The sequence below is a fragment of the Enterovibrio paralichthyis genome (assembly GCF_019209835.1).
Lineage (GTDB): Bacteria > Pseudomonadota > Gammaproteobacteria > Enterobacterales > Vibrionaceae > Enterovibrio > Enterovibrio paralichthyis.
This window is the reverse complement of record NZ_JAHUTS010000007.1, coordinates 89834-110387: the sequence shown is the minus strand read 5'-3', so window position 1 is coordinate 110387 and position 20554 is coordinate 89834. Positions and strand designations below refer to the sequence as shown.

Sequence of the window (20554 nt, the reverse complement as noted above, 5' to 3'; positions counted from 1 at the left end):
TGAGGGGCAGGGATGACCCGCGAAGAATTGTTGAGAATTCTGGACTTTACCGAGTCCACAAGAAAACTGGTTGAAGACGGAAATAACCTTTCATTGACCGATGCTCGCTGGAACATCATTGCCTTTGTGATCCGACGGCATTTCGAAGGAAAGCTGCTGACCATCACCTCCATCGCCATGGCTTCCAATGTGCCTTATGCCACTGCGATGCGAAGGATTGGCGAGTTGATCGACGAAGGCATGTTGCTAAAACGCGCCAGAACCCGGACGGGAAAGTCCTTCTCGTTCCATCCCACCGAAAAAATGATTGCGGAGTTTGAAGAGTACGCGCACCGGTTAAAGTCACTGGTGGGGCACACCTTTGGCTTCAGTCAGGGTGGCTATAGCAAGAGTCGTGAGGAAAACGACTATTACTTCGGTGCATCCTATATGGGATCTCGCCTGATCCCCTATCCAAGCGTGATGGAAGAAGGGATTGGCTATGACAGGGTGATCCGCATTCTTTGTCCCTCCGACCCGACGTTTAAAACCCTGAGTGACATGTCGCGCAACCTCAACGAGTTTTGTGGCGGTAAGCTGGAAGTGGTCAATCTTTCGTTGGATGCCTTGCACGATGAAGTGATTGAAAATGCCAAGCTGCCCAATTCGCGCTACGACATCATGGCGGTGGATCTGCCCTGGTTTGGCGAATTTGTCGAAGGCGGGATAATCCGCCCGCTGACCGAAATTATTGAACAGACCAATTATCGCTACAGTGACTATCACACCTCGGCGTGGAAAGGATCGTCATACCGCAGCGAGCAGTACGGCATTCCGATCCAGCCAACGGCAGAGCTGCTTTTCTATCGCAAAGATCTGTTTGAATCACTGGGTCTTGTTCCTCCTTCCAGCACGGAAACCTTGCTGGAATGTGCCAAAGCGCTGCATAACATCAAACCGGATATGTACAGCATCATTCTCAACTGCGCCCAAGGGACACCGGTGGCCCACACCTTTATGCAGACCATGGCGTCGTTCGGCCAGCCGGTGATTGACCTACCCAAAATCGGTGATGATTTTACGGTTGAAGAGATCGAAAGCCAGAAATTGCGCCCAAGGGTAGACAGTGAAGGTGGCCGCGCGGCGGCGGAGTTTTTGATGGCACTGCTGAAATACGCCCACCCGTCGAGCTTGCAGTGCAATTGGGATCAGCGCATCCGCCTGTTTTCAGAAGGTAAGGCCGCCATGACCTATGGCTGGTCGATTCGCGCCGCCATGTTTGAGATGAATGAAGGGTGCGAGGCACATGGGAAGGTGGGCTATACCGTCAATCCGCCAAAGCTTGGGGTGAAACCCGTTTCGCCGATTGGCGGCTTTTCGCTGGTGATACCGACAAACCTGGCGGAAGACAGGCTGGAGAAAAACTGGCAAATGATGACGTATCTCGCCCGCCCGGATTTGATGAAGTGGTACACCTTAAATGGCAGTTTTTCGAGCCCACGCTTTTCAACCAGCGCCGACCCCGAGGTCAGGCAGTTCAGCGATATTTTTGAAACCGTTGATGAGTTGGAGCGGCGAGGAGAAATCCAAAACTGGCCAAGACCACCGGTGCCGGAATTCAACCAGATCGTGGCGATTCTGGGGGAAGAAATTCACAAAATGCTGCGTGGGATACTGAGCGTGGATGACGCTTTATCCCGGGCGCAGCAACGTATTGAAGCCTTGGGGGAGCGGTAACAGTTAATGCCGCAATATGGCTATGCAGTTTTCGGCGCGCAGGTGGATTTACGAATCACCAGCTTGGGTTGCAACAACACCTTGCGCGGAAAACTGCTGTCGCTTTCCTTGCGGATTTGGCTAAGCAGCATCCTAACCGCCTGATCGCCAAGCTGCGCCTGCGGCAAGGATACCGTGGTCAGCGGAATGCGGAACCAGTCTAGATAGGGCATGTCGTTAAATCCGGTCACCGAGATGTCTTTCGGTACCTGCAAACCGGCTTCTTCAATAGCAGCTATACAACCCAGCGCGACCAGGTCATTGGTTGCCACCACAGCGGTAATATCCGGATGTTGCTCCAGCAACTCCCGCATGGCCTTTTTACCGGACACCTCGGTGAAGGCGTCAGTTTGCACGACCGGTGCATCACTGGTGGGCACATCAAACATATCGGCGGTGGAAAGGAAGGCATGACGGCGGCTTAAACCGCTCGAAATATCACTTGGGCCGGCAACATGGGCGATTTTCCGGTGCCCCAAGCTGTGCAGGTGCTCAAATAGCATATAGATGCCTTCGCGATCATCCACCAGTACCTGATCGGACGCTTGCTTATCAATCACACGGTTAACCAGTACCAGCGGTTTTCCCTGATCGAGGCAATAATCGACAGTTGGATCTTTGCGAAATGCAGACGCGAGGATGATGCCATCCACATTGCGGGCAATAAGGCGTTTGATTTCTTCGAGCGCCAGCTCCTGGTTGTTTTCCGTGTAGGCGAGGGTGAGGGTGTAACCCAGACGGTTGGTCAATTGTTGGATTTCATGTACCAGCGGCGGGAACATGGGGTTGAGAATATCGGGGATCATCATGCCGATGGTTTTGGTTGCACCGCGTTTCAGTGCCGTTGCCATCGGGTTGGCCGTGTAGCCCATTTCCCGGCTCTTCTTTTCTACCAGCTCAATCACGCGATCAGAAACCAAGTGCTGTTTTTCGGGGCTCAGCGCGCGGGAAACCGTAGATGGGCTGATGTCCAGTGCGGCTGCTACATCCTTGACGGTAATACGTTTATTCTTATCGTTATTCAAGATTTGTCCTCAATCCTGCGGCCTTTCCATTTCGAACAACTCGGCAGCATTGTTTTAACATTGCATCAACCATTACGTTGACAGTAACGTTACTATGTGCTGCAATCGTTTGCAAGTTGGTGGTTTTTTGTACGTGTCGCCGGTCTCGATTTTTGGCACACCCAATCAACCACTTATTATTTGCATTTTTAATGCAAACGTTTGCAATAAATGGAGTGGTTATTGTTATGAGCATAGTAAAACCAACGGAACCGGAAATTATCAGGGAAGGTGACATTGCGCCAGGCTGGGATTGGGATAAGCGTATTCCGGCACCCGGTAGAATGAGTGTGGATTTTGAGCAACGCGTGGACTTCAATCGATTGCATCGTTATCGCGTGGCGCGATCCAAGCAGGCACTCGAGGCATCAGGGCTTGGCGCGGTACTCTGTTTCGATAACAACAACATTCGTTATCTCACCAGTACGGTTATTGGCGAGTGGGCGCGGGACAAGATTGCACGCTACGCGCTGTTTACTGGCAACTCTGATCCCTACCTGTGGGATTTCGGTTCAGCGGCAAAACACCATCAACTGTATCAAGGTTTGATTGAGCCCGAACATTTCAAAGCGGGCATGCTGGGACTGCGTGGTTCTGTTGCGAAAGAAGCGGGTCTTTTCAAAAATGCCGCGAAAGAAATCAAAGCACTGTTGGTTCAGGAAGGCGTGGCAGACATGCCGCTCGGAATCGATGTGTGTGAGAAGCCGATGTTGGAAGCATTGGAAGCTGAAGGTCTGGAAGTGCGCGATTGCCAGCAGGTGATGCTGGAAGCGCGTCAAATCAAATCCATGGACGAAGTGGTACTGCTTAACATGGCCGCAACCATGGTCGATGGTGCTTACCACCAGTTGGCCGAAAACCTCAAACCGGGCAAACGTGAAAACGAAAGTGTCGCTGACGCCAACAAATTCCTTTACGACAACGGCTCAGATGACGTTGAAGCGATCAATGCGGTCTCCGGTGAACGCGGTGCGCCGCACCCTCACAACTTTACAGACCGTATGTACCGCCCTGGCGATCAGGCGTTTTTCGACATCATTCACTCCTTTATGGGTTACCGCACCTGTTACTACCGCACCCTCAACGTGGGCAGCGCAAGTCAGGCGCAGCAGGATGCTTACAAGCAGGCACGCGAGTGGATTGATGCGGCTATCGACCTTATCCGCCCTGGCATGACGACAGACAAAATCGCCGCCGTTTGGCCGAAAGCTGAGCAGTTTGGCTTTGCCAGCGAAATGGAAGCCTTTGGTCTGCAATTTGGCCATGGTCTGGGTCTGGCTCTGCATGAGCGCCCCATCATCAGCCGGTTGGTATCGATGGAAAACCCATTCGAACTGCAGGAAGGCATGGTGTTCGCGCTGGAAACCTACTGTCCATCAGCAGACGGTAACGGTGCTGCGCGTATCGAGGAAGAGGTTGTGGTGACGGCCGATGGCTGCGAAATCATTACGTTGTTCCCGGCGCAAGAGCTCTTTATCGCCAACAAGTACTGATTCAACAAACACTATTTAACGCCGGTGCATCCTCTTGATGCACCGATTAAAGCCATTTTCAAAAGGAACAGACTATGTCGGAAACCAGTCTGGAGACACGGCTGTCGCTCTATCGCACCATGTTGCGGGCAAGGGGCTTTGAGCAGCGTGCTTCCGATCTCTTTCTTCAAAACCTGGTAAAAGGCACTAACCACCTCGCGATGGGGCAAGAAGCGGTGGCCGCTGCGTTTGGCGTGGCGATGAAGAAGGGCGATTACACCTACTGTACATACCGTGGCCACACCCACACATTAGTCCGTGGCGCAGACATGACAGCCCTGTTCGGTGAGCTGATGGGACGCGATTGCGGCATTTTGAGCGGCAAAGGCGGCTCAATGCACCTCACCAGTGTCGAACATGGCGCGATGGGCTCATACGCCATCATCGGTGCTCAGCTTTGTATCGCCAATGGCAGTGCCTGGAAGAGCCAGTACAAAGGGACGGGTGAAGTCTCTGTTGTGTTCTTTGGTGACGGCACCACCAACATCGGTGCGTTCCACGAAGCGCTGAACTTTGCCGTGATTTGGAACCTGCCGGTCGTGTTTGTTTGTGAAAACAATCTGTACATGGAATACACGCCGATTGGTTCGGTAACCGCGGTGGAGCATCCAGCGGCGGATCGCGCCAGTGCTTACGGGCTCGAATCTATTATCGTGGACGGCAATGATGCCGATGCCATGTATGAAGTCGCTAGTAAAGCCATCGAAAAAGCCCGCTCTGGTGGCGGCCCTTCCCTGATTGAAGCCAAAACCTATCGCCATCAAGGCCATTCCCGCGCCGATCCGGGCAAGTATCGTCCGGCGGAAGAGGTGGAACGCTGGCTGGCTTACGACCCTATTCCGCTTTATCGCAACCGCCTTGCTGAAGAAGGTGTCGAGGAAAGTGTGTTAGCGAACATCGAAAGTGATGTTGATACGGAAATCAATGAAGCAACGGAAGCGGCGAAAGCATCGCCAGCGCCGGATGTTTCTCTCTGTTTTAAAGATGTCTGGGCAGATGGAGGATGGGCATGGCGCAATTAATGAGTTACCGCGAAGCGGTGGCAGCGGGCATAGCTCAAGAGCTGCGCCGCGATGAAGATGTCGTATTTTTAGGGGAAGACGTCGCCGCAGCGGGCGGCGTATTCAAAGCCACTGTCGGGTTGTTTGAAGAATTTGGCCCTGAGCGTGTGCGCGATACGCCGATTTCCGAACAGGCTATTCTGGGCGCTGCCATGGGCGCGGCCATGACCGGTTTGAAACCGATTGCCGAGATCATGTTTTCTGACTTCCTCGCTGTATGTTGGGACATGGTTGCCAACGAAATGGCCAAAGCCCGTTACATGACCGACGGTCAGGTGAAAGTGTCATTGGTTATCCGCACAGCCAACGGTGCAGGCTCGCGCTTTGGCGCACAGCATTCACAAAGCCTTGAGAACTGGGCGATGATGATCCCTGGTATCAAGGTTGTTGCTCCGTCCAATCCGGCCGATGCCAAAGGCTTGTTGGCGGCGGCCGTACGCGACCCTGATCCTGTGATTGTGTTTGAACACAAATCCCTCTACGCCATGAAAGGCGAAGTGCCGGACGGTGACCATGTGGTCGAGCTGGGTAAAGCCAATGTGTTGCGCAAAGGCAAGGATGTAACCATTGTGGCGCTGGCTGCCATGGTACCCCGTGCCCAGAAAGCGGCAGAAATCCTCGCCAAAGAGGGGATTGATTGTTCGGTGATTGATCTTCGCACTCTGGTGCCGCTCGATACCAAAACCATCCTCGAAGATGTGGCGAACACTTCTCGACTCGTTACGGTGGAAGAAAACCCGCAGTTGTGTGGCTGGGGCGCTGAAATTGTCTCTATCGTCGGCAAAGAGTGCTTCTTTGAGCTTGATTCGCCGCCAACACGCATTACTACCCCTCACATTCCACTGCCTGCAGCAGATAACCTCGAAGACCATGTCATTCCGTCTGTGGAACGCATCGTGGCCGAGGTGCGGGAGGTGGTTCAGATATGAATGTGCATAACATTTCCCTGCCAACAGGATTAAAAATCGGTGCCGAGTGGCGCTATCAGGGGCGGGCAGATATTCCCGTGTATAACCCTGCTGATGAATCGCTGTTGACCCACATAGCCGCAGCCAATGCCGACGATGCCAAAGACGCGATTGATGCGGCATCGAAAGGCTTTGCTGAGTGGCGCAAAACCTCTCCCCGTGAACGGGCAGAGATCCTGCGCCGCGCCTATCACCTGATGCAGGAGCGTAAGGAAACCATCGCGCAAATCATCACCCTTGAAGAGGGCAAAACCCTCAACGAAGCACGGGGCGAGGTGAACTATGCGTCGGAATTCTTTCGCTGGTTCGCGGATCAGGCTGTGCAGATGCACGATGCGCTTTCGTCTGCACCCAATGGCGACAAAGCCATCATGGTGACCCATCATCCTGTCGGTATCGCGTATCTGGTCACGCCGTGGAATTTCCCAGCGGCAATGGCGACGCGCAAAATCGCGCCTGCACTGGCCGCCGGTTGCTCAGTAATACTCAAACCGGCTACAGAAACACCGCTGACCGCGTTATACGTGGCCACCTTGCTGGAAGAAGCCGGAGTGCCGGGTGATGCCGTTTCTGTGCTTTCTTCCAAGAGTGCACGCGAGATATCCGAAGTGATGTTTGCCGATGAGCGGGTTCGCAAAGTCTCGTTTACCGGCTCCACCGAAGTAGGGCGCGTGTTACTGCACAATGCGGCAGAGAGAGTGGTGAACAGCTCCATGGAATTGGGCGGTAACGCACCATTGCTGGTGCTCGATGATGCAGATTTTGACACTGCCGTTGAACAAACCCTGATGGCGAAAATCCGCAATGCGGGTGAGTCCTGTATTGCTGCTAACCGCATTTTCGTCGCCCGCTCGCTTTATACGACGTTCAGCGAAGCGCTGGCGGAAAAAATGGCGGCGCTGAAAATGGGCGATGGCCGCGACGAAGACGTGGATATCGGCCCCTTGGTTAACCGCGACACCCAGCAGAAAGTCGCTTCTTTGGTGGACGATGCAGTGAGCCGCGGCGCGAACCTGCTGACAGGGGGAGTCATGCCAGATGGCAATGGGTATTTCTACCCGCCGACCGTGCTGAATGACATTCCCGCTGGGGCGGAAATCCTTGAAACTGAAATCTTTGGCCCGGTTGCCGTCATCATTCCGTTTGATGATGAAGACGCCGTGATTGAAGAAGCCAATAACACCATCTTCGGCCTTGCCGCTTACGTGATGTCTTCTGATACCGTGCATGCGGTTTCCGTCGCCAAGCGTTTGGAAGCGGGTGTGGTGGGGATCAACAAAGGCGTGATCTCCGATCCGGCAGCGCCTTTTGGCGGCATGAAACAAAGCGGTCTTGGCCGTGAAGGTGGTTACGTCGGCATTGGTGAATTTACTGAAACCCAATACATCGGCCTGGATTGGCCGGGTTCCCCCGCATAACAGGAGGCAGACATGGATATCATCATGCCCCAGCTTGGGGAAACGGTTGCCGAGGGCGAGATCCTGATGTGGCACAAAGCCGAAGGGGAAACCGTCAACAAAGGCGATGTGCTGTTTGAAATTTCGACCGACAAAGTCGCGATGGAAGTGCCCGCCATGGAAAACGGGGTGCTGAGTAAGATCATTGCAGATGTCGGAGAAGTGATCGCAGTCGGTGAACCCGTGGCTGTGCTGGCTGTGGAAGGTGAGGAAGAAACGCCTGAAGCTGAAGCCCAGAAACCTGAAGCCATTGCGGCCGAAGCGCCGCAGCAAGCGCAGCAACAAGGGGATTCAGCTTCTGAGCCTGCCGCCGCTCCCGTTGCCGTCAACAATGAGAAAATGGAAGGCCATGGACTCTTGTCTCCGGCGGTGAAATACCTGACGCGCAGACACCAGCTTGATCTCGGTGAGATTGAGGGAACCGGCCAGAACGGACGCATCACCAAACGCAATGTACTAGAGTACCTCGCCCGCTGTGCTGAACAGACAGAGCTGGATGAAGAGGCGCTGGCGTTGATGTCACCTTCGGTAAGACGGCTTGTCACCGAGCATGACATCGATATCAACCAGATTGAAGGTTCAGGCAAGCACGGGCGAATTACCAAAGAAGACGTGCTGGCCTATATGGAACCGGAAACGTCTGTTGCACCTGCTCAGCAATCAGTGACAACGTCACAAAAAGCTGCGCCAGTGTCGCTCTCCATCAAGGGAGAAGAGGTGCCGTTCACCTTTATGCGCAAGCAGATTGCCAAGCAAATGTCAGCGGCCAAGGACAACGCAGTGCATGTGGCGCAGGGAATGGAAGTGCTGTTTGATGAAGTGGAAGCGGTGCGTGCAGAGCACAAAGCTGACTTTAAACAGAAGTACGGCGCAAGCCTCACGCCGTTGGCCTTTATTGCCCGCGCGGTGATTAAAGCCTTGCAGGAATTCCCCAACCTAAACGGACAGGTCAGCGGTGAAAAACTGGTGCTTAGTGCGCCTGTACACCTGGGTATCGCGGTTGATATGAACCACAATGGACTGGTGGTGCCCGTGATTAAAGATGCGGACACCATGAATGTGTCTGGCCTCGCGCGGAAAATCGCTGAACTGGCGAAAAAAGCGCGGGAAAACCGTCTGACACCGGAAGAAATGAGCGGTGCCACTTACACCCTGTCAAATAACGGTGGCGCAGGTACCGCGTTTACCACACCTATCATTAACCACCCTGAAATCGCGATCTTGTCGATTGACGGTATCAGCCGCAAGCCTGTGGTGATCAACGCCAATGGCCGTGAAAGCCTTGGTATTGGCAGCGTGGGCTTGTTGGTGCAGTCGTTCGATCATCGAGCGGTGGATGGCTCTTATTCCGGTGCGTTTTTGCAGCGGGTGAAATCTCTTCTAGAGTCCCACGTATGGCAAGCAGAGTTATAGAGTGATGCTATAACAAACTTGTCGATGTTTTGCCCGGCACCGGTCTGCCGGGCTTTTTTGCGTTTGTGAAAAAGTCAGACAGCCAAGCGGCCCAAAGCAAAAGGCAAAAGGCAAAAGGCACATCCCTAGGAGAGATGTGCCTCTTTGTTCAATGTTGCTGTCGTGTTAGTGCTCGTGGTGGTGCGACGGCACGTAATCAGGGTCTGTATCGCCGACAAGTGCTTCTGTGGTTAGCATGAGTGCCGCAATGGAGCTTGCTGTTTGTAAAGAAAGGCGGGTTACTTTGGCTGGGTCAATCACGCCCATTTCGAGCATAGAGCCGAAGGTGCCGTTTGCGGCGTTATAACCAAATTCACGTTCCTGTCCTTTCACTTTTTCCAGATACACACCAGCATCCAGCCCAGCGTTTTTTACGATTTGTTTGAACGGCGCCTGCATGGCATCTAACGCGATGTGCATGCCAGCTTTCTCATCGTCATTGTTTACTGGAGGCAGCTCAAGCGTTTCGCAAACACGGATCAATGCAATGCCACCGCCCGGCACAATACCTTCTTCAATCGCGGCGCGTGTTGCATGAAGGGCATCTTCCACCCGTGCTTTTTTCTCTTTCACTTCGGTTTCCGTCGCAGCGCCCACTTCGATCAGTGCGATACCGCCGGAAAGACGCGCACGTCTCTCGGTCATTTTCTGGATGTCATATTCCGAATCGGAACCTTCGATTTCAGCGTTGATTTGGGCGATGCGATCAGCAATCCGCGCTTCACTGCCAAGCCCTTTGATCAGGGTAAACTGATCTTTGGTCAATTCAACGCGCTCAGCCTGGCCGAAATCCTGTTCACTGATTTGACTGACATCGTTACCGGTTTCAGGAGACATCACGGTTGCGCCGGTGAGGGCGGCGATGTCATGCAAGATTGCCTGACGACGTGGCCCAAACCCCGGCGTTCTCGCCGCGACAACGTCGAGTGTTTTACGCATATGGTTCACAACCAGTGTCGATAAAGCTTCACCTTCCACTTCTTCAGCCAGTACGAACAAAGGCCGTTTTTGTTTGGCTGCAAGTTCCATTGCAGGAACCACCTGATCAAACTGACTGAGCTTTCCATCAACCAGCAAAATCAGCGGCATGGCATGTTCTACCTGCATTTTGCCGCGAATGTTCACAAAATGAGGAGAGAGATAACCGCGGTCAAACTGCATGCCTTTCACCACATGCAGTTCAGTTTTAAACCCTTTGCCTTCTTCAATGGTAACCACACCGTGTTCGCCAACAGCACGAATCGCGTCAGCAACAATCTTGCCGATCCCGGTGTCATTGTTGGCTGAAATGGTCGCAACATGCTCGATGTCAGCGTCTTGATTGCAGGGAAGTGCCTGCGCTTTCAGGGCGACAACGGCAGCATCAATGGTTTTTTCGATACCGTGCTTGATATCGATGATGTTGTAATTGGCTGCCTGCGCTTTGAAACCCTGATTGAGGATGGCCTGGGCGATGACTGTAGACGTCGTGGTGCCATCCCCGGCTTCATCATTTGCCTTGGAGGCAACAGCCCGAATCAATGATGCGCCCATTTCTTCGAGCTGGCCTTTTATAGCGACTTTCCGCGCAACCGAGACACCATCTTTAGTGATGATGGGGGGCTGATCGAAATTGCGCATGACCACATTCCGCCCTTTCGGTCCCAGCGTCACCTTGACAGCATCCGCGAGCAGATTCGCGCCTACCAAAAGCCTTTTACGCGCGTCTTCGCCGAATTCGAGATGATCCTGTTGCATAGCTCTCCCTCGCATAGTTGTTCCTTATCGACCTGCCATCTCCGGCAAGGTCAGGATGTAACTATAACGTTAACTCATTTGCAAACGTTTGCAAATAATCGCGTGTTTTTTTGCAAGTTATGGACGTTTTTATGCGTGTAAATGGCGGGCTTACTGTGATCGATGTAGAGGTTTTCAATCCTGCGAATTCATTTTCTCATCTGTTCACCAAATTACTTCATGCTCGAATTTACAATGGCATAGAGCGCATAGATGGGTGGGGGAATCTTGGTTTTCTTGAAATTGATACACAAGGAATGGTTTTTGTTGCTCATTTCTTGTTCTATGCTCTGAGGGTGAATGTAAAAATTGAGTTAACGAAAATTTAATGCAAACGTTTGCTGTTTGTAAGGTTAGGTCAAGGGCAGACGAGCCAAGTAAGGAGGACACCTTGGATACATCAAGACTGGCGAAGAAACACGTACTTATTACTGGCGCAGCGCGTGGAATGGGGGCGGCAATAGCAGAAAATTTCGCAGAGCAGGGGGCGAAAGTCTGTGTGGCTGACGTAAACCTCGAAGGCTGTCAGGAAGTGGTAGACCGCATCAAGGCAAAGGGCGGTGAAGCTATTGCAGTGCAAATGGATGTGACCAAACGTGCAGACATTGTCGCGGGTGTGCAGGCAACCGTGGATGCCTTCGGTTCGATCAACGTCATGCTCAATAACGCCGGCATTAACAAACCACTCATGTTCCTCGATATCACTGAAGAGAACTGGCAACAAATCATGGATGTGAATGGTCTGGGTTGCCTGATGGGCATGCAGGAAGCCGCCAAGCAAATGATTAAACAGGGGCCACAAGACGAGCCATACAAAATCATCAATGTCGGTTCAATTGTGTCTCGCATGGCTTTTGATGACGTGGTGCCTTATTCGTGCAGCAAGCACGCGGTGCTCGCCATGATCAACGGTGGCGCAAAAGCCTTGGCACAGCACAACATTACGGTAAATGGTTACGGCCCAGGTGTGGTGCGCACTGAGCTTTGGGAGCAACTGGATAAAGATCTGGTCGCTATCGGCAAATTTGAAAAACCGGGCGAGTCGATGGATACGCTGGCTCGCGAAATGATCCTGCTTGGACGTTATTCCTATCCGGAAGATGTGTTGGGGACAGCCAGTTTCCTTGCGAGTAAGGATTCGGACTATATGACCGGTCAGTTGATCATGATCGATGGTGGCATGGTCATGCAGTAACAGTTTGGACGTGAATCCAGACAACACTAAAGCACTCTGCTTTTTGAGTGCACAAGCAATGGAGCGGTAAGGATGAAAACAGTCAGCAAAACGATGTTAGGTCTGATGATTGCAGCAAGTGCGACGACAGTTTACGCCAAGGATATGGTTATCGGCATTACCCAAAACAACGTGGGTGTCGACTCATACCAAACCACTTACGAAAAAGCGTTTAAAGAAGCAGCAGCAAGCACCGACGGTGTGGATACCGTTGTGCTTGATGCGGGTGGTGACGTGGCGCGTCAAATTGCGCAGATGCAAGATCTCATCCAGCAAAAAGTCGATGTCATTATTATCTGGCCAACCAACGGTAAAGCCGTGGTGCCCGTAATCCGCAAAGCACAGCAAGCTGGCATTCCAGTGGTTGTGACCAACTCAAACGTGGCAGATGAAGGTCAACAGTTTATCGCCTCCTTCTCGGGTCCTAACAACATTAAGCAAGGTGCTTACTCTGCTGAGATGATGTGTGATGCTCTTGATAACAAGGGACAAATTGTACAAATCTCAGGTCAGCCAGGTTACACCACAGCGATCGAACGTCAAAAAGGCTTTGAAGACAGATTGGCTGAGGCTTGCCCGGACGTGGTCATTATGGAAACCCAGCCGGGTGATTGGAACCGTGAGAAATCACAACGCGTGATGGAAAACTTCCTGACTAAGTACGACAACATCGATGGCGTGTATTCGGGTGATGACAACATGGGTGTTGGCGCGCTGAACGCAGCCAAAGCCGCAGGCCGTGAAGGTATTGCGTTCATTGGCGCAACGAACTTTGCGGTTGGCTATGAAGCAATGGGTCGCGGTGAGTACTGGGGTTCTGTCTATCAGTCTCCGGTTGATGACGCCAAAAACGCCTTGGCAACTGCGATTGCCGTTGTAAATGGTGAGGATGTACCAAAGTTGAACTACTTTGATACTCCGAAAATCACGCAGGACAACATGTCTCAGTTTACCAAGCCAGTTTTCTAACGGTTGGTTGAGGTAACTCCCCCTGTGAAAGCAGGGGGTCTATTCCTTCCTTTTTCTCTTTCTGGAAGGTACTCCGCAAGGATTGCGCTCGATTTTTCTGCAACAAATGGGATGTTTTTATGGCCTCAGACGCGCAGACAAACACAGATAAAAAAGGCGCAGAGTCGTCTTTTTCGCTGAAAACCCTGATGGCACGTCACGGTATTCTGGTCGCTTTTTTCGTGTTTCTTATTGCTTTCTCACTCTCGTCCGACCGGTTTTTGAGTACCGATAACTTCATGACGGTGATCCGTCAGGTATCGATTATCGGTACGATTGCGCTTGGTGTCACCATCGTGGTGATTGGCGGGAATCTCGATCTATCGGTCGGGTCTCTACTCTCTTTTTCAACGGTATTGGTTGTCGACTTACACGATAAAGTTGGACCGGGCCAAGCCATTCTTTTGATGTTTCTCTTTACCCTTTTGGTCGGTGTGGTCAACGGCTTTCTGGTGGGGTATCTAAGGCTTAACTCATTGATCGTAACACTGGGTATGCTCTCTGCAATACAGGGTTTGACGCTGATTTATACCGGTGGTCAGAACGTTGATATCGCCAATCAGGAGGACACCTGGTTTGCGATATTCGGTCGTGGATTTGTTGGTCCAATTGCCGTGCCCATTATCATCTTCGGTGTCCTCGCCGTTATTTACGAACTGCTTCTTAAACGGACAGCCTATGGGCGAAAAATCTTTGCGGTAGGTGGCAATCCCATCGCCACCGCGTATTCCGGCATCAGACGTAACAAACTGGTATTCAGTACTTATCTGCTCTCCGCATTTTCAACTGGCTGTGCAGCGTTGATTTTGGGCTCCCGCGTGATGGGCTCGCAAAACAACGTGGGACAAGGCTATGAATTGTTGGTGCTTGCCGGCGTTATCCTCGGGGGAACCAGCTTGCTGGGTGGCTCCGGCAGCATCACGAAAACAGTGGTGGGTGTACTGATTCTGGGCTTTATCCAAAACGGTTTGTTGTTATTGGGCTTCCCGTATTACGCACAATGGCTGGTGACCTGGGCGGTGATCATTCTGGCGGTATGGCTGGATGTCGGTACCAAACGCGGCAGCTTCTTCACCAAATTCTGACGGAAAGCGAGAGGAGATTATTTTATGGAAACCGTAGTGCGCTTTCTGAAAACACAACCAATATGGATATTCGTTGTGTTTTGCATTGTGTTGTTCAGCTTTTCGTCAGAGTACTTTTTCGATATTGCGAACTTCAAAAACATCCTTATCCAGACCTCCACCATCGGGTTCATTGCTCTTGGCATGACGGTGGTGATGATCAACGGCAACATTGATTTGTCGGTTGGGGCGGTGGTTGCCTTGTCTGCAAGTCTTGCGATTGATTTGCAAGGGTCGATAGGCATTCCTGCAGCGGTTTTGATTGCGCTGGCATCCGGTATTCTGCTTGGGATGCTCAATGGCGTTATCGTTTGGAAAACCGGTGTTGATGCATTCATTGTCACCTTGGGTGCAATGATTGGTATTCGCGGCCTGGTGTTCGTGTACACCGGTGAGCAGTCTTTTTATGCGTCAGACTTTGCCTATTCCGACTTTGGTTCCAGCTCAGTATTGGGCTTCCCGACGTTGGCGATTCTCTTTCTGATTGCCACCTTGCTGATGCATCTGATGATGAAATACACAGTGCATGGTCGTAATTGTTATGCGGTGGGCGGCAACCGTAAATCGGCCATTGATGCAGGTATCCGGGTTGGCCCTCATATGATGTTCAATTTCATGCTGGTGGGTTTTTTCGCCGCATTAGCAGGCGTAACGCTTTCCACCCAAATGGGTGCATCGACGCCAAACCTGGGTCGAGATTTTGAACTTTGGACCATCACTGCTGTGGTGTTGGGCGGCACCCGTCTCACAGGTGGTGCGGGCAGTATTCTCGGTACGCTTGGCGGCGTATTAGCTATCGGTATTCTTCGTAATGGTTTGAACCTGATGCAAGTCCCCGCCTTTTACGTGTTGGTGATCATGGGCTCAATTCTGATCCTCGTACTCTTTATCGACAAGAAAGTTAACCGGACGGAGCAGGGAGGCGTTTCCGCATGAGCATGGCAATGGAGTTGAACCAGAATATTGCGCCAACGCTGGAGCTGAAGAATATCCGCAAAGTCTTTCCGGGCGTGGTGGCGCTCAACGGCGTGAGTTTTGATATCCGCGCAGGGGAAGTGCACGCGCTGCTCGGCGAAAACGGGGCGGGGAAATCGACCCTGATGAAGGTGATGTCCGGCATTTATCAGGACGATGGCGGGCAAATTCTGATTGATGGCAAAGAGGTAAAACTCAAAACCCCAATGGATGCAAAACATCAGGGCATCTTGATGATCCACCAGGAATTGTCATTGGTGGAAGATATGACAGTCGCGGAAAACATCTTCCTTGGCATGATGCCGACCAAGCTGTTTGGGGTGGTGGATTACGCGAAACTGCACGACAAGGCGACGGAAATTCTCAAGCGCTTGAACTGCGATTTTGGCCCAGATGACCCGGTTGGCTCGCTCACCATCGCCAAAAAGTACATGGTGGAAATCGCCCGTGCATTGGTTTTTACCCCTAAAATTGTGATTTTTGATGAACCGACAGCCTCTCTGACAGATTACGAAAAAGTGGTGCTGTTTGAGGTGATCAAAGAGCTGCAAAGTCAGGGGGTTGGTATTGCCTATATCTCTCACCGTATGGAAGAGATCTTTGCCATTTCTGACCGTCTTTCCGTGCTCCGAGACGGCGAATACCGTGGCACTTTGACCACCAAAGACACCAACGAGCCAGAAGTGACTGCGTTGATGATCGGCCGTGAACTTGAACAGAATGTGGTGGAGATGGCCAAAGGCGGGGCAGTGCGTTTGGAGGTCGAAGGACTGACACTCGAAAAACACTATGAGGATATTTCCTTTTCGATAAAGGAAGGGGAAGTGCTCGGCATGTATGGCTTAGTGGGGGCAGGCCGCACCGAAATTGCCGAAACCCTGTTCGGGATCCGCCAACCTGATTCCGGTGTGGTGCGTTTCGATGGTCAGGAAACCGTGATTGGTGATAGCCGACATGCGGTGGAGTTGGGCGTCGCTTTGGTGCCTGAAAATCGCAAAGAGCAAGGGCTTATCCTAGCCATGAGTTGTCAGGACAATATCACCATGGCGCAGTTGGATCGCGTCTCTGTCATAGGTTGGCTCTTAGAAGGCAAAGAGAGTCAGGTTTACAAAAAATATGCCGAGCAGCTTTCCATAAAAGCGCCGGATGGCAGCTATCCCGTGGGTAATCTCAGCGGGGGGAACCAGCAGAAGGTGGTCATCGGCAAATGGCTTTCTACCCATCCCAAAATCCTTATTCTGGACGAGCCAACACGGGGTATTGATGTGGGCTCCAAATCCGAAATTCATGCACTCATCCGTGAGCTGGCCAGATCGGGTCTGGCGGTGTTGGTAATTTCTTCTGAGATGCCGGAAATACTGAGTGTCAGTGATCGGATCCTTGCCTTGTACGAAGGCAAGGTCATGGAAGAGTTTACGGCGGAAACCGTCACGGAAAACCGCTTGGTGACAGCGATTACCGGTCAAGTGAGTTCACCGGACAGCGACTGACCATCTCCTTCAAACCAAAGGGCAATATTATGCACATCGGCTTTATTGGATTAGGCCGGATGGGGTGGCTGATGGCCGCAAATCTGGCAAAGGCAGGCGTTCCACTGACGGTGTGGAACCGAAGCCGGAGTAAGTCTGTGGCGTTGGTAGAACACTATCCTGAGGTTCATATCGCAGAGGATCCGGCGCAAATTGCGCAGGATTGCGATCTGGTATTTACCATGATTGCCGATGATGAGGCAGCCAGGGCTGTCTATTTCGGTCAGGAGAGTGGCTTGATTGCACCACTGAACCGGCGGGCAAAGGCCTGGGTAGAGATGAGCACCATCAGCCCTGCACTGTCGTTAGAAATTGCCTCGCTCGCGGCCTCTCATAATGTCATCTATGTCGATGCGCCGGTTTCCGGCAGCTTAAATGCAGCAGAAGCCGGTGAGTTGGTGTTTATGGTTGGTACATCGGCGGGACTTTCGCCAGAGATTCACACTTCCCTTGCTTTGATGGGCAAATCCGTTTGCCAGATGGGGGAAGCGGGCAGCGGTCATGCAGCCAAGCTGCTCATCAACAGTGTGATTCACAGCCAAAATCAGATTGTCGGTGAGATTTTAGCGTTGGCTGCATCTTGCAACATCGACCGTGCGGCGCTGATGACCCTGTTGGGTGACAGCGCCGCCGGTTCCCCGATGATTCGTTTTCGGACGCCGCTTTATCTTGGCGAGAACGATGAGGTCACCTTTGCGCTCTCGCTGGCAAAAAAAGACATGCAGTTGGCACAAGACCTGGCAGATAGCCGTGGACACCGGTTCGCGCAAATCAGTACCAACCTGGATCAGTTGAAGTCAGCCGAAGCGGTAGGGTTTGGTGAGAAAGACATGGCCGCTATCGCGCAGTTTATCGCTGGCAGTCAGCTTGGCAATCAATAAGGAAAAGTAATGGCAGAGACAAGAGCAAAGAAAGCGGCGTTGTTTGTGGGTGGCTGGGAAGGACACACGCCGACGGTATTTTGTGACTGGGCAACAGCTTTGCTGGAAGAAGAAGGGTTTGACGTGGTGTCTTACGGCTCATTCGAACCCCTGCAGGACAAAGCAGTAACAGCAGAGTTGGATCTTATCGTTCCCATTTGGTCGAGTGCCCGCAGCAGTCACCAGGATGAGTTTGGCAATATAACCCGCGAACAAGAACAGGGCTTGCTGGATGCCATTGCAGGTGGTTGTGGTATAGCCGGTTGGCATGGACACATGGGGGACGCTTTCCGCGACCACCCCACCTACCACTTTATGATTGGTGGTCAGTTTGTCGCCCATCCGCCGGGCTGGCCGGACAATCCCGTTCCCTCTGATGACTTTGTCGACTACCGAGTAACCTTCACCAAAAACGATGCCCCGTTTATGGAAGGTCTGGAAGATTTCGATATTCATGGTGAGCAATATTACATGCTGGTGGATCCGAGCAACGATGTTGTGGCGACGACCACCTTCAGTGGGGAATATCTGCATTGGATTGAAGGCACTGTGATGCCAATTGCATGGCGCCGGCGCTGGGATCAGGGGAAAGTATTCTACTGCTCGATTGGCCACACGGTTGAAGAGTTAAAACACCCAATGGTGGATAAGCTGATGCGCAAAGGGTTTAACTGGGCGGCGAGATAGCACGATTTTCAGCGGGGATGGTTAAATCCATCAATTGGGGAATTGCTCGGAAATAAGTGTCGCAATGAATGCGACACTTTTAAAAAGCCATTTGGTTAGCCGAATACCTGTTCGCTACTGGTGTGCTCTGTCTGGTTAGCCAACTGCATTTTGCGCAAAGTTAGGGGCGCTGAAATTAATGTTGTCGCAATCAGCAGTGAGACTGGCACGGCAGTGATCACGATGAATGATTGCAAGGCTGCCAGCCCACCATTACCTGCTGTGAGTAAAACCGCCGCCACAATACCCAGCATCAAAGCCCAGAATAACCGGTTGTACTTGGATGGTGTCGAATCTTCCGAGGTGACAACGGCGATGGAGTAAGCCATAGAGTCACCGGTGGTGGCGACAAAGGTAGTGGTCAGCAGAAGAAACGCAGGCACGATGATCACCTGCAATGGCAATTGCTGCAAAATCGCTATCAATACGCCGGGCAAACCTGCTCCGGTCAGTGCTTCAGAAACAGCACCTGGATTGGTTAGCTCAAAGAATATGCCTGTTCCACCCAATGCGGTAAACCAGAAGTTGGTCGCAATGGGAGAACCGATAGCGACCGCCAGCACCAACATACGGATGCTGCGGCCACGAGAAATTTTGGCAATAAAGATAGCCATCATCGGCGCAAAGCCGATAAACCAACCCCAGAAGAACCAGGTCCAATTTGTCATCCAGCCAACACTGTCAGCTTCAACGCTCATGGCAGAGAAGTGACCGATATAACTGCCGAATGCATTAAAAAAAGCGTCAAAAATGAAAGCCGTCGGGCCAAGCAGCAGAACAAACATCAGAAGTCCCAACGCGCCAAGGACGTTGATTTTCGACAGCCACTGAAGACCTTTGTCCATACCTGTGAATGCTGAAAGCGAGTAAATGGCAACGACAACCACCAAGATCATGATTTGTGTGCTGAGTACGTTTTCGATACCAAACAGCACTTCCACGCTGTAACCCAGTTGGCTGGCAAGAAAACCGATAGGGCCAATCGTACCTGCGGCAACGCCGACGATTGAACAGGCATCGACAACTGCGCCAAACCAATGGTTTTCGAAGCGATCACCAAACAGCGGATAAAGCAGGGCACGTGGTCGTAGTTTCAGCCCTTTCTCGTAATGGGCATGCATCAGCACGACGGTAGCCAGCGTGCCGAGAACGGCCCAGGCCAGAAACCCCCAATGCAGGAAGCTTTGGCTAAGCGCGGCTGTCGCTGCCGCCAAACTGTTTTCGTCGACGCCGCCGTATGCTGGCGACGGAGACAGAAAGTGGTACACGGGTTCTGCGGCTGACCAGAAAACACCGCCGCCTGCGAGCAGGGTACACATGATCATTGAAATCCAGCGGAACGCGCTGATGTCAGGTTTGGATTGTCTACCCAGCTTCATCCGGCCAAACGGTGACGCAGCAATACCAAGTGCCAAAGCAAGGTTGGCGACCATCAGCCATTGCCAGAAAGATCCAAAACTTTCTGCTGCCTGACCAAATAAGGTATTGATAGTCTGAGAGAAGAGCGACATATCGTAAACGGCTGCAAAGAGGAAAAGAGCGAAAAAGCTGATAGTAAGGGTTGATACCAAATTGTTGCTTTTCAAAAGGGAAGTAGAAGTCATTCTGCCTCACATTGTGTGTGTGAGGGGCGGCACCTTAGCAAAGAATATATGTGATATCTATCACTTTGTTTTGAGTTCTAATCATGCTTTTGTAAGCGGCGACAAATATGAGAGAGTGTGAAATCGTTTCAATTTATTGAAATTTAATAGCTATTTTGAGTGATGCCTTCGTGGGCAACCTGATGTGATCTGAAGTGATGTAAGTAAATGTCCGGTGCGCCGATTGGTAATAAAAGCAGTGCGTGGAGAGGATCAGTGATCTAAGCGTATTTTCATTCTTCCACCGATCATTACCCGCCTCGATGGCTGGTCGAATGGCTCAAAGGTAAGCGAAAGCGTGCTTTTGAGCGTCCTGCTACTCTATTGATA

At 51.9% G+C, this 20554-nt stretch carries 17 protein-coding genes; 14 read left to right on the top strand and 3 right to left on the bottom strand.

Translation table 11 applies throughout. From position 1 onward, the window contains the following. The first annotated feature begins 12 nt into the window (after positions 1 to 12). Positions 13 to 1716: an extracellular solute-binding protein gene (locus KU854_RS10685; protein WP_218358548.1), complete on the top strand. Its 1704-nt coding sequence runs from the start codon at positions 13 to 15 to the stop codon at positions 1714 to 1716. Between the two features lie 20 nt (positions 1717 to 1736). On the opposite strand, the gene KU854_RS10680 is transcribed toward KU854_RS10685, so the two are convergent. Continuing rightward, positions 1737 to 2780 (bottom strand): LacI family DNA-binding transcriptional regulator, encoded by a 1044-nt coding sequence (locus tag KU854_RS10680; RefSeq protein ID WP_218358547.1) that lies wholly within the window; start codon positions 2778 to 2780, stop codon positions 1737 to 1739. A gap of 227 nt (positions 2781 to 3007) precedes the next feature. Here KU854_RS10680 and KU854_RS10675 point away from each other — a divergent pair, with 227 nt between their 5' ends. The 5 genes from KU854_RS10675 (at position 3008) to KU854_RS10655 (ending at position 9250) form a co-directional block, all read left to right on the top strand. Next, a complete protein-coding gene (locus tag KU854_RS10675) occupies positions 3008 to 4312 on the top strand; it encodes a M24 family metallopeptidase (protein ID WP_218358546.1) in 1305 nt (434 codons plus the stop codon). A 74-nt stretch (positions 4313 to 4386) separates the two neighbouring features. After that, positions 4387 to 5373: a thiamine pyrophosphate-dependent dehydrogenase E1 component subunit alpha gene (locus KU854_RS10670; RefSeq protein ID WP_218358545.1), complete on the top strand. Its 987-nt coding sequence runs from the start codon at positions 4387 to 4389 to the stop codon at positions 5371 to 5373. Then, positions 5361 to 6341: an alpha-ketoacid dehydrogenase subunit beta gene (locus tag KU854_RS10665; RefSeq protein WP_255555521.1), complete on the top strand. Its 981-nt coding sequence runs from the start codon at positions 5361 to 5363 to the stop codon at positions 6339 to 6341. Before KU854_RS10670 ends, KU854_RS10665 begins: the two co-directional genes overlap by 13 nt. Then, positions 6338 to 7798 (top strand): NAD-dependent succinate-semialdehyde dehydrogenase, encoded by a 1461-nt coding sequence (locus KU854_RS10660; protein ID WP_218358544.1) that lies wholly within the window; start codon positions 6338 to 6340, stop codon positions 7796 to 7798. The genes KU854_RS10665 and KU854_RS10660 overlap by 4 nt, the downstream gene beginning before the upstream one ends. Positions 7799 to 7810: 12 nt before the next feature. Further along, a complete protein-coding gene (locus KU854_RS10655; protein WP_218358543.1) occupies positions 7811 to 9250 on the top strand; it encodes a 2-oxo acid dehydrogenase subunit E2 in 1440 nt (479 codons plus the stop codon). 165 nt (positions 9251 to 9415) lie between these two features. Here the strand turns inward: KU854_RS10655 and groL are convergent, their stop codons facing one another. Continuing rightward, a complete protein-coding gene (gene groL, locus KU854_RS10650; RefSeq protein WP_218358542.1) occupies positions 9416 to 11026 on the bottom strand; it encodes a chaperonin GroEL in 1611 nt (536 codons plus the stop codon). 131 nt (positions 11027 to 11157) lie between these two features. Here groL and KU854_RS10645 point away from each other — a divergent pair, with 131 nt between their 5' ends. The 8 genes from KU854_RS10645 to KU854_RS10610 all read left to right on the top strand — a co-directional run bounded on the left by KU854_RS10645 (position 11158) and on the right by KU854_RS10610 (position 18542). Further along, complete coding sequence (locus KU854_RS10645) at positions 11158 to 11394, top strand: hypothetical protein (RefSeq protein WP_218358541.1); 237 nt, start codon at positions 11158 to 11160, stop codon at positions 11392 to 11394. Between the two features lie 62 nt (positions 11395 to 11456). After that, entirely contained in the window at positions 11457 to 12260 is an 804-nt protein-coding gene (locus KU854_RS10640; RefSeq protein ID WP_218358540.1) for an SDR family NAD(P)-dependent oxidoreductase, read from the top strand. Positions 12261 to 12332: 72 nt separating this feature from the next. After that, on the top strand, positions 12333 to 13268 hold the full coding sequence (locus KU854_RS10635; protein ID WP_218358539.1) for a sugar ABC transporter substrate-binding protein: 936 nt from the start codon (positions 12333 to 12335) through the stop codon (positions 13266 to 13268). Positions 13269 to 13387: 119 nt separating this feature from the next. Continuing rightward, the gene (locus tag KU854_RS10630) at positions 13388 to 14392 is read left to right on the top strand and encodes an ABC transporter permease (RefSeq protein WP_218358538.1); all 1005 of its coding nucleotides are present in this window, start codon (positions 13388 to 13390) and stop codon (positions 14390 to 14392) included. 24 nt (positions 14393 to 14416) lie between these two features. Beyond that, complete coding sequence (locus tag KU854_RS10625; RefSeq protein ID WP_218358537.1) at positions 14417 to 15367, top strand: ABC transporter permease; 951 nt, start codon at positions 14417 to 14419, stop codon at positions 15365 to 15367. Then, on the top strand, positions 15364 to 16896 hold the full coding sequence (locus tag KU854_RS10620; protein ID WP_218358536.1) for a sugar ABC transporter ATP-binding protein: 1533 nt from the start codon (positions 15364 to 15366) through the stop codon (positions 16894 to 16896). The genes KU854_RS10625 and KU854_RS10620 overlap by 4 nt, the downstream gene beginning before the upstream one ends. 29 nt (positions 16897 to 16925) lie before the next feature. Then, the gene (locus tag KU854_RS10615; protein WP_255555520.1) at positions 16926 to 17816 is read left to right on the top strand and encodes an NAD(P)-dependent oxidoreductase; all 891 of its coding nucleotides are present in this window, start codon (positions 16926 to 16928) and stop codon (positions 17814 to 17816) included. 9 nt (positions 17817 to 17825) lie between these two features. Further along, a complete protein-coding gene (locus KU854_RS10610) occupies positions 17826 to 18542 on the top strand; it encodes a ThuA domain-containing protein (protein ID WP_218358534.1) in 717 nt (238 codons plus the stop codon). A gap of 95 nt (positions 18543 to 18637) precedes the next feature. Here KU854_RS10610 and KU854_RS10605 read toward each other — a convergent pair whose 3' ends face one another. Continuing rightward, positions 18638 to 20185 carry a BCCT family transporter gene (locus KU854_RS10605; RefSeq protein ID WP_218358533.1) on the bottom strand — a complete coding sequence of 516 codons (1548 nt, stop codon included), beginning with the start codon at positions 20183 to 20185 and terminating at the stop codon, positions 18638 to 18640. Positions 20186 to 20554 lie beyond the last annotated feature (369 nt).

Coding starts and splice junctions, on each gene's coding strand:
- KU854_RS10685 (WP_218358548.1), top strand. CDS start 13: ATGACCCGCGAAGAATTGTTGAGAATTCTGGACTTTACCGAGTCCACA.
- KU854_RS10675 (WP_218358546.1), top strand. CDS start 3,008: ATGAGCATAGTAAAACCAACGGAACCGGAAATTATCAGGGAAGGTGAC.
- KU854_RS10670 (WP_218358545.1), top strand. CDS start 4,387: ATGTCGGAAACCAGTCTGGAGACACGGCTGTCGCTCTATCGCACCATG.
- KU854_RS10665 (WP_255555521.1), top strand. CDS start 5,361: ATGGCGCAATTAATGAGTTACCGCGAAGCGGTGGCAGCGGGCATAGCT.
- KU854_RS10660 (WP_218358544.1), top strand. CDS start 6,338: ATGAATGTGCATAACATTTCCCTGCCAACAGGATTAAAAATCGGTGCC.
- KU854_RS10655 (WP_218358543.1), top strand. CDS start 7,811: ATGGATATCATCATGCCCCAGCTTGGGGAAACGGTTGCCGAGGGCGAG.
- groL (WP_218358542.1), bottom strand. CDS start 11,026: ATGCAACAGGATCATCTCGAATTCGGCGAAGACGCGCGTAAAAGGCTT.
- KU854_RS10645 (WP_218358541.1), top strand. CDS start 11,158: ATGCGTGTAAATGGCGGGCTTACTGTGATCGATGTAGAGGTTTTCAAT.
- KU854_RS10635 (WP_218358539.1), top strand. CDS start 12,333: ATGAAAACAGTCAGCAAAACGATGTTAGGTCTGATGATTGCAGCAAGT.
- KU854_RS10630 (WP_218358538.1), top strand. CDS start 13,388: ATGGCCTCAGACGCGCAGACAAACACAGATAAAAAAGGCGCAGAGTCG.
- KU854_RS10625 (WP_218358537.1), top strand. CDS start 14,417: ATGGAAACCGTAGTGCGCTTTCTGAAAACACAACCAATATGGATATTC.
- KU854_RS10620 (WP_218358536.1), top strand. CDS start 15,364: ATGAGCATGGCAATGGAGTTGAACCAGAATATTGCGCCAACGCTGGAG.
- KU854_RS10615 (WP_255555520.1), top strand. CDS start 16,926: ATGCACATCGGCTTTATTGGATTAGGCCGGATGGGGTGGCTGATGGCC.
- KU854_RS10610 (WP_218358534.1), top strand. CDS start 17,826: ATGGCAGAGACAAGAGCAAAGAAAGCGGCGTTGTTTGTGGGTGGCTGG.
- KU854_RS10605 (WP_218358533.1), bottom strand. CDS start 20,185: ATGACTTCTACTTCCCTTTTGAAAAGCAACAATTTGGTATCAACCCTT.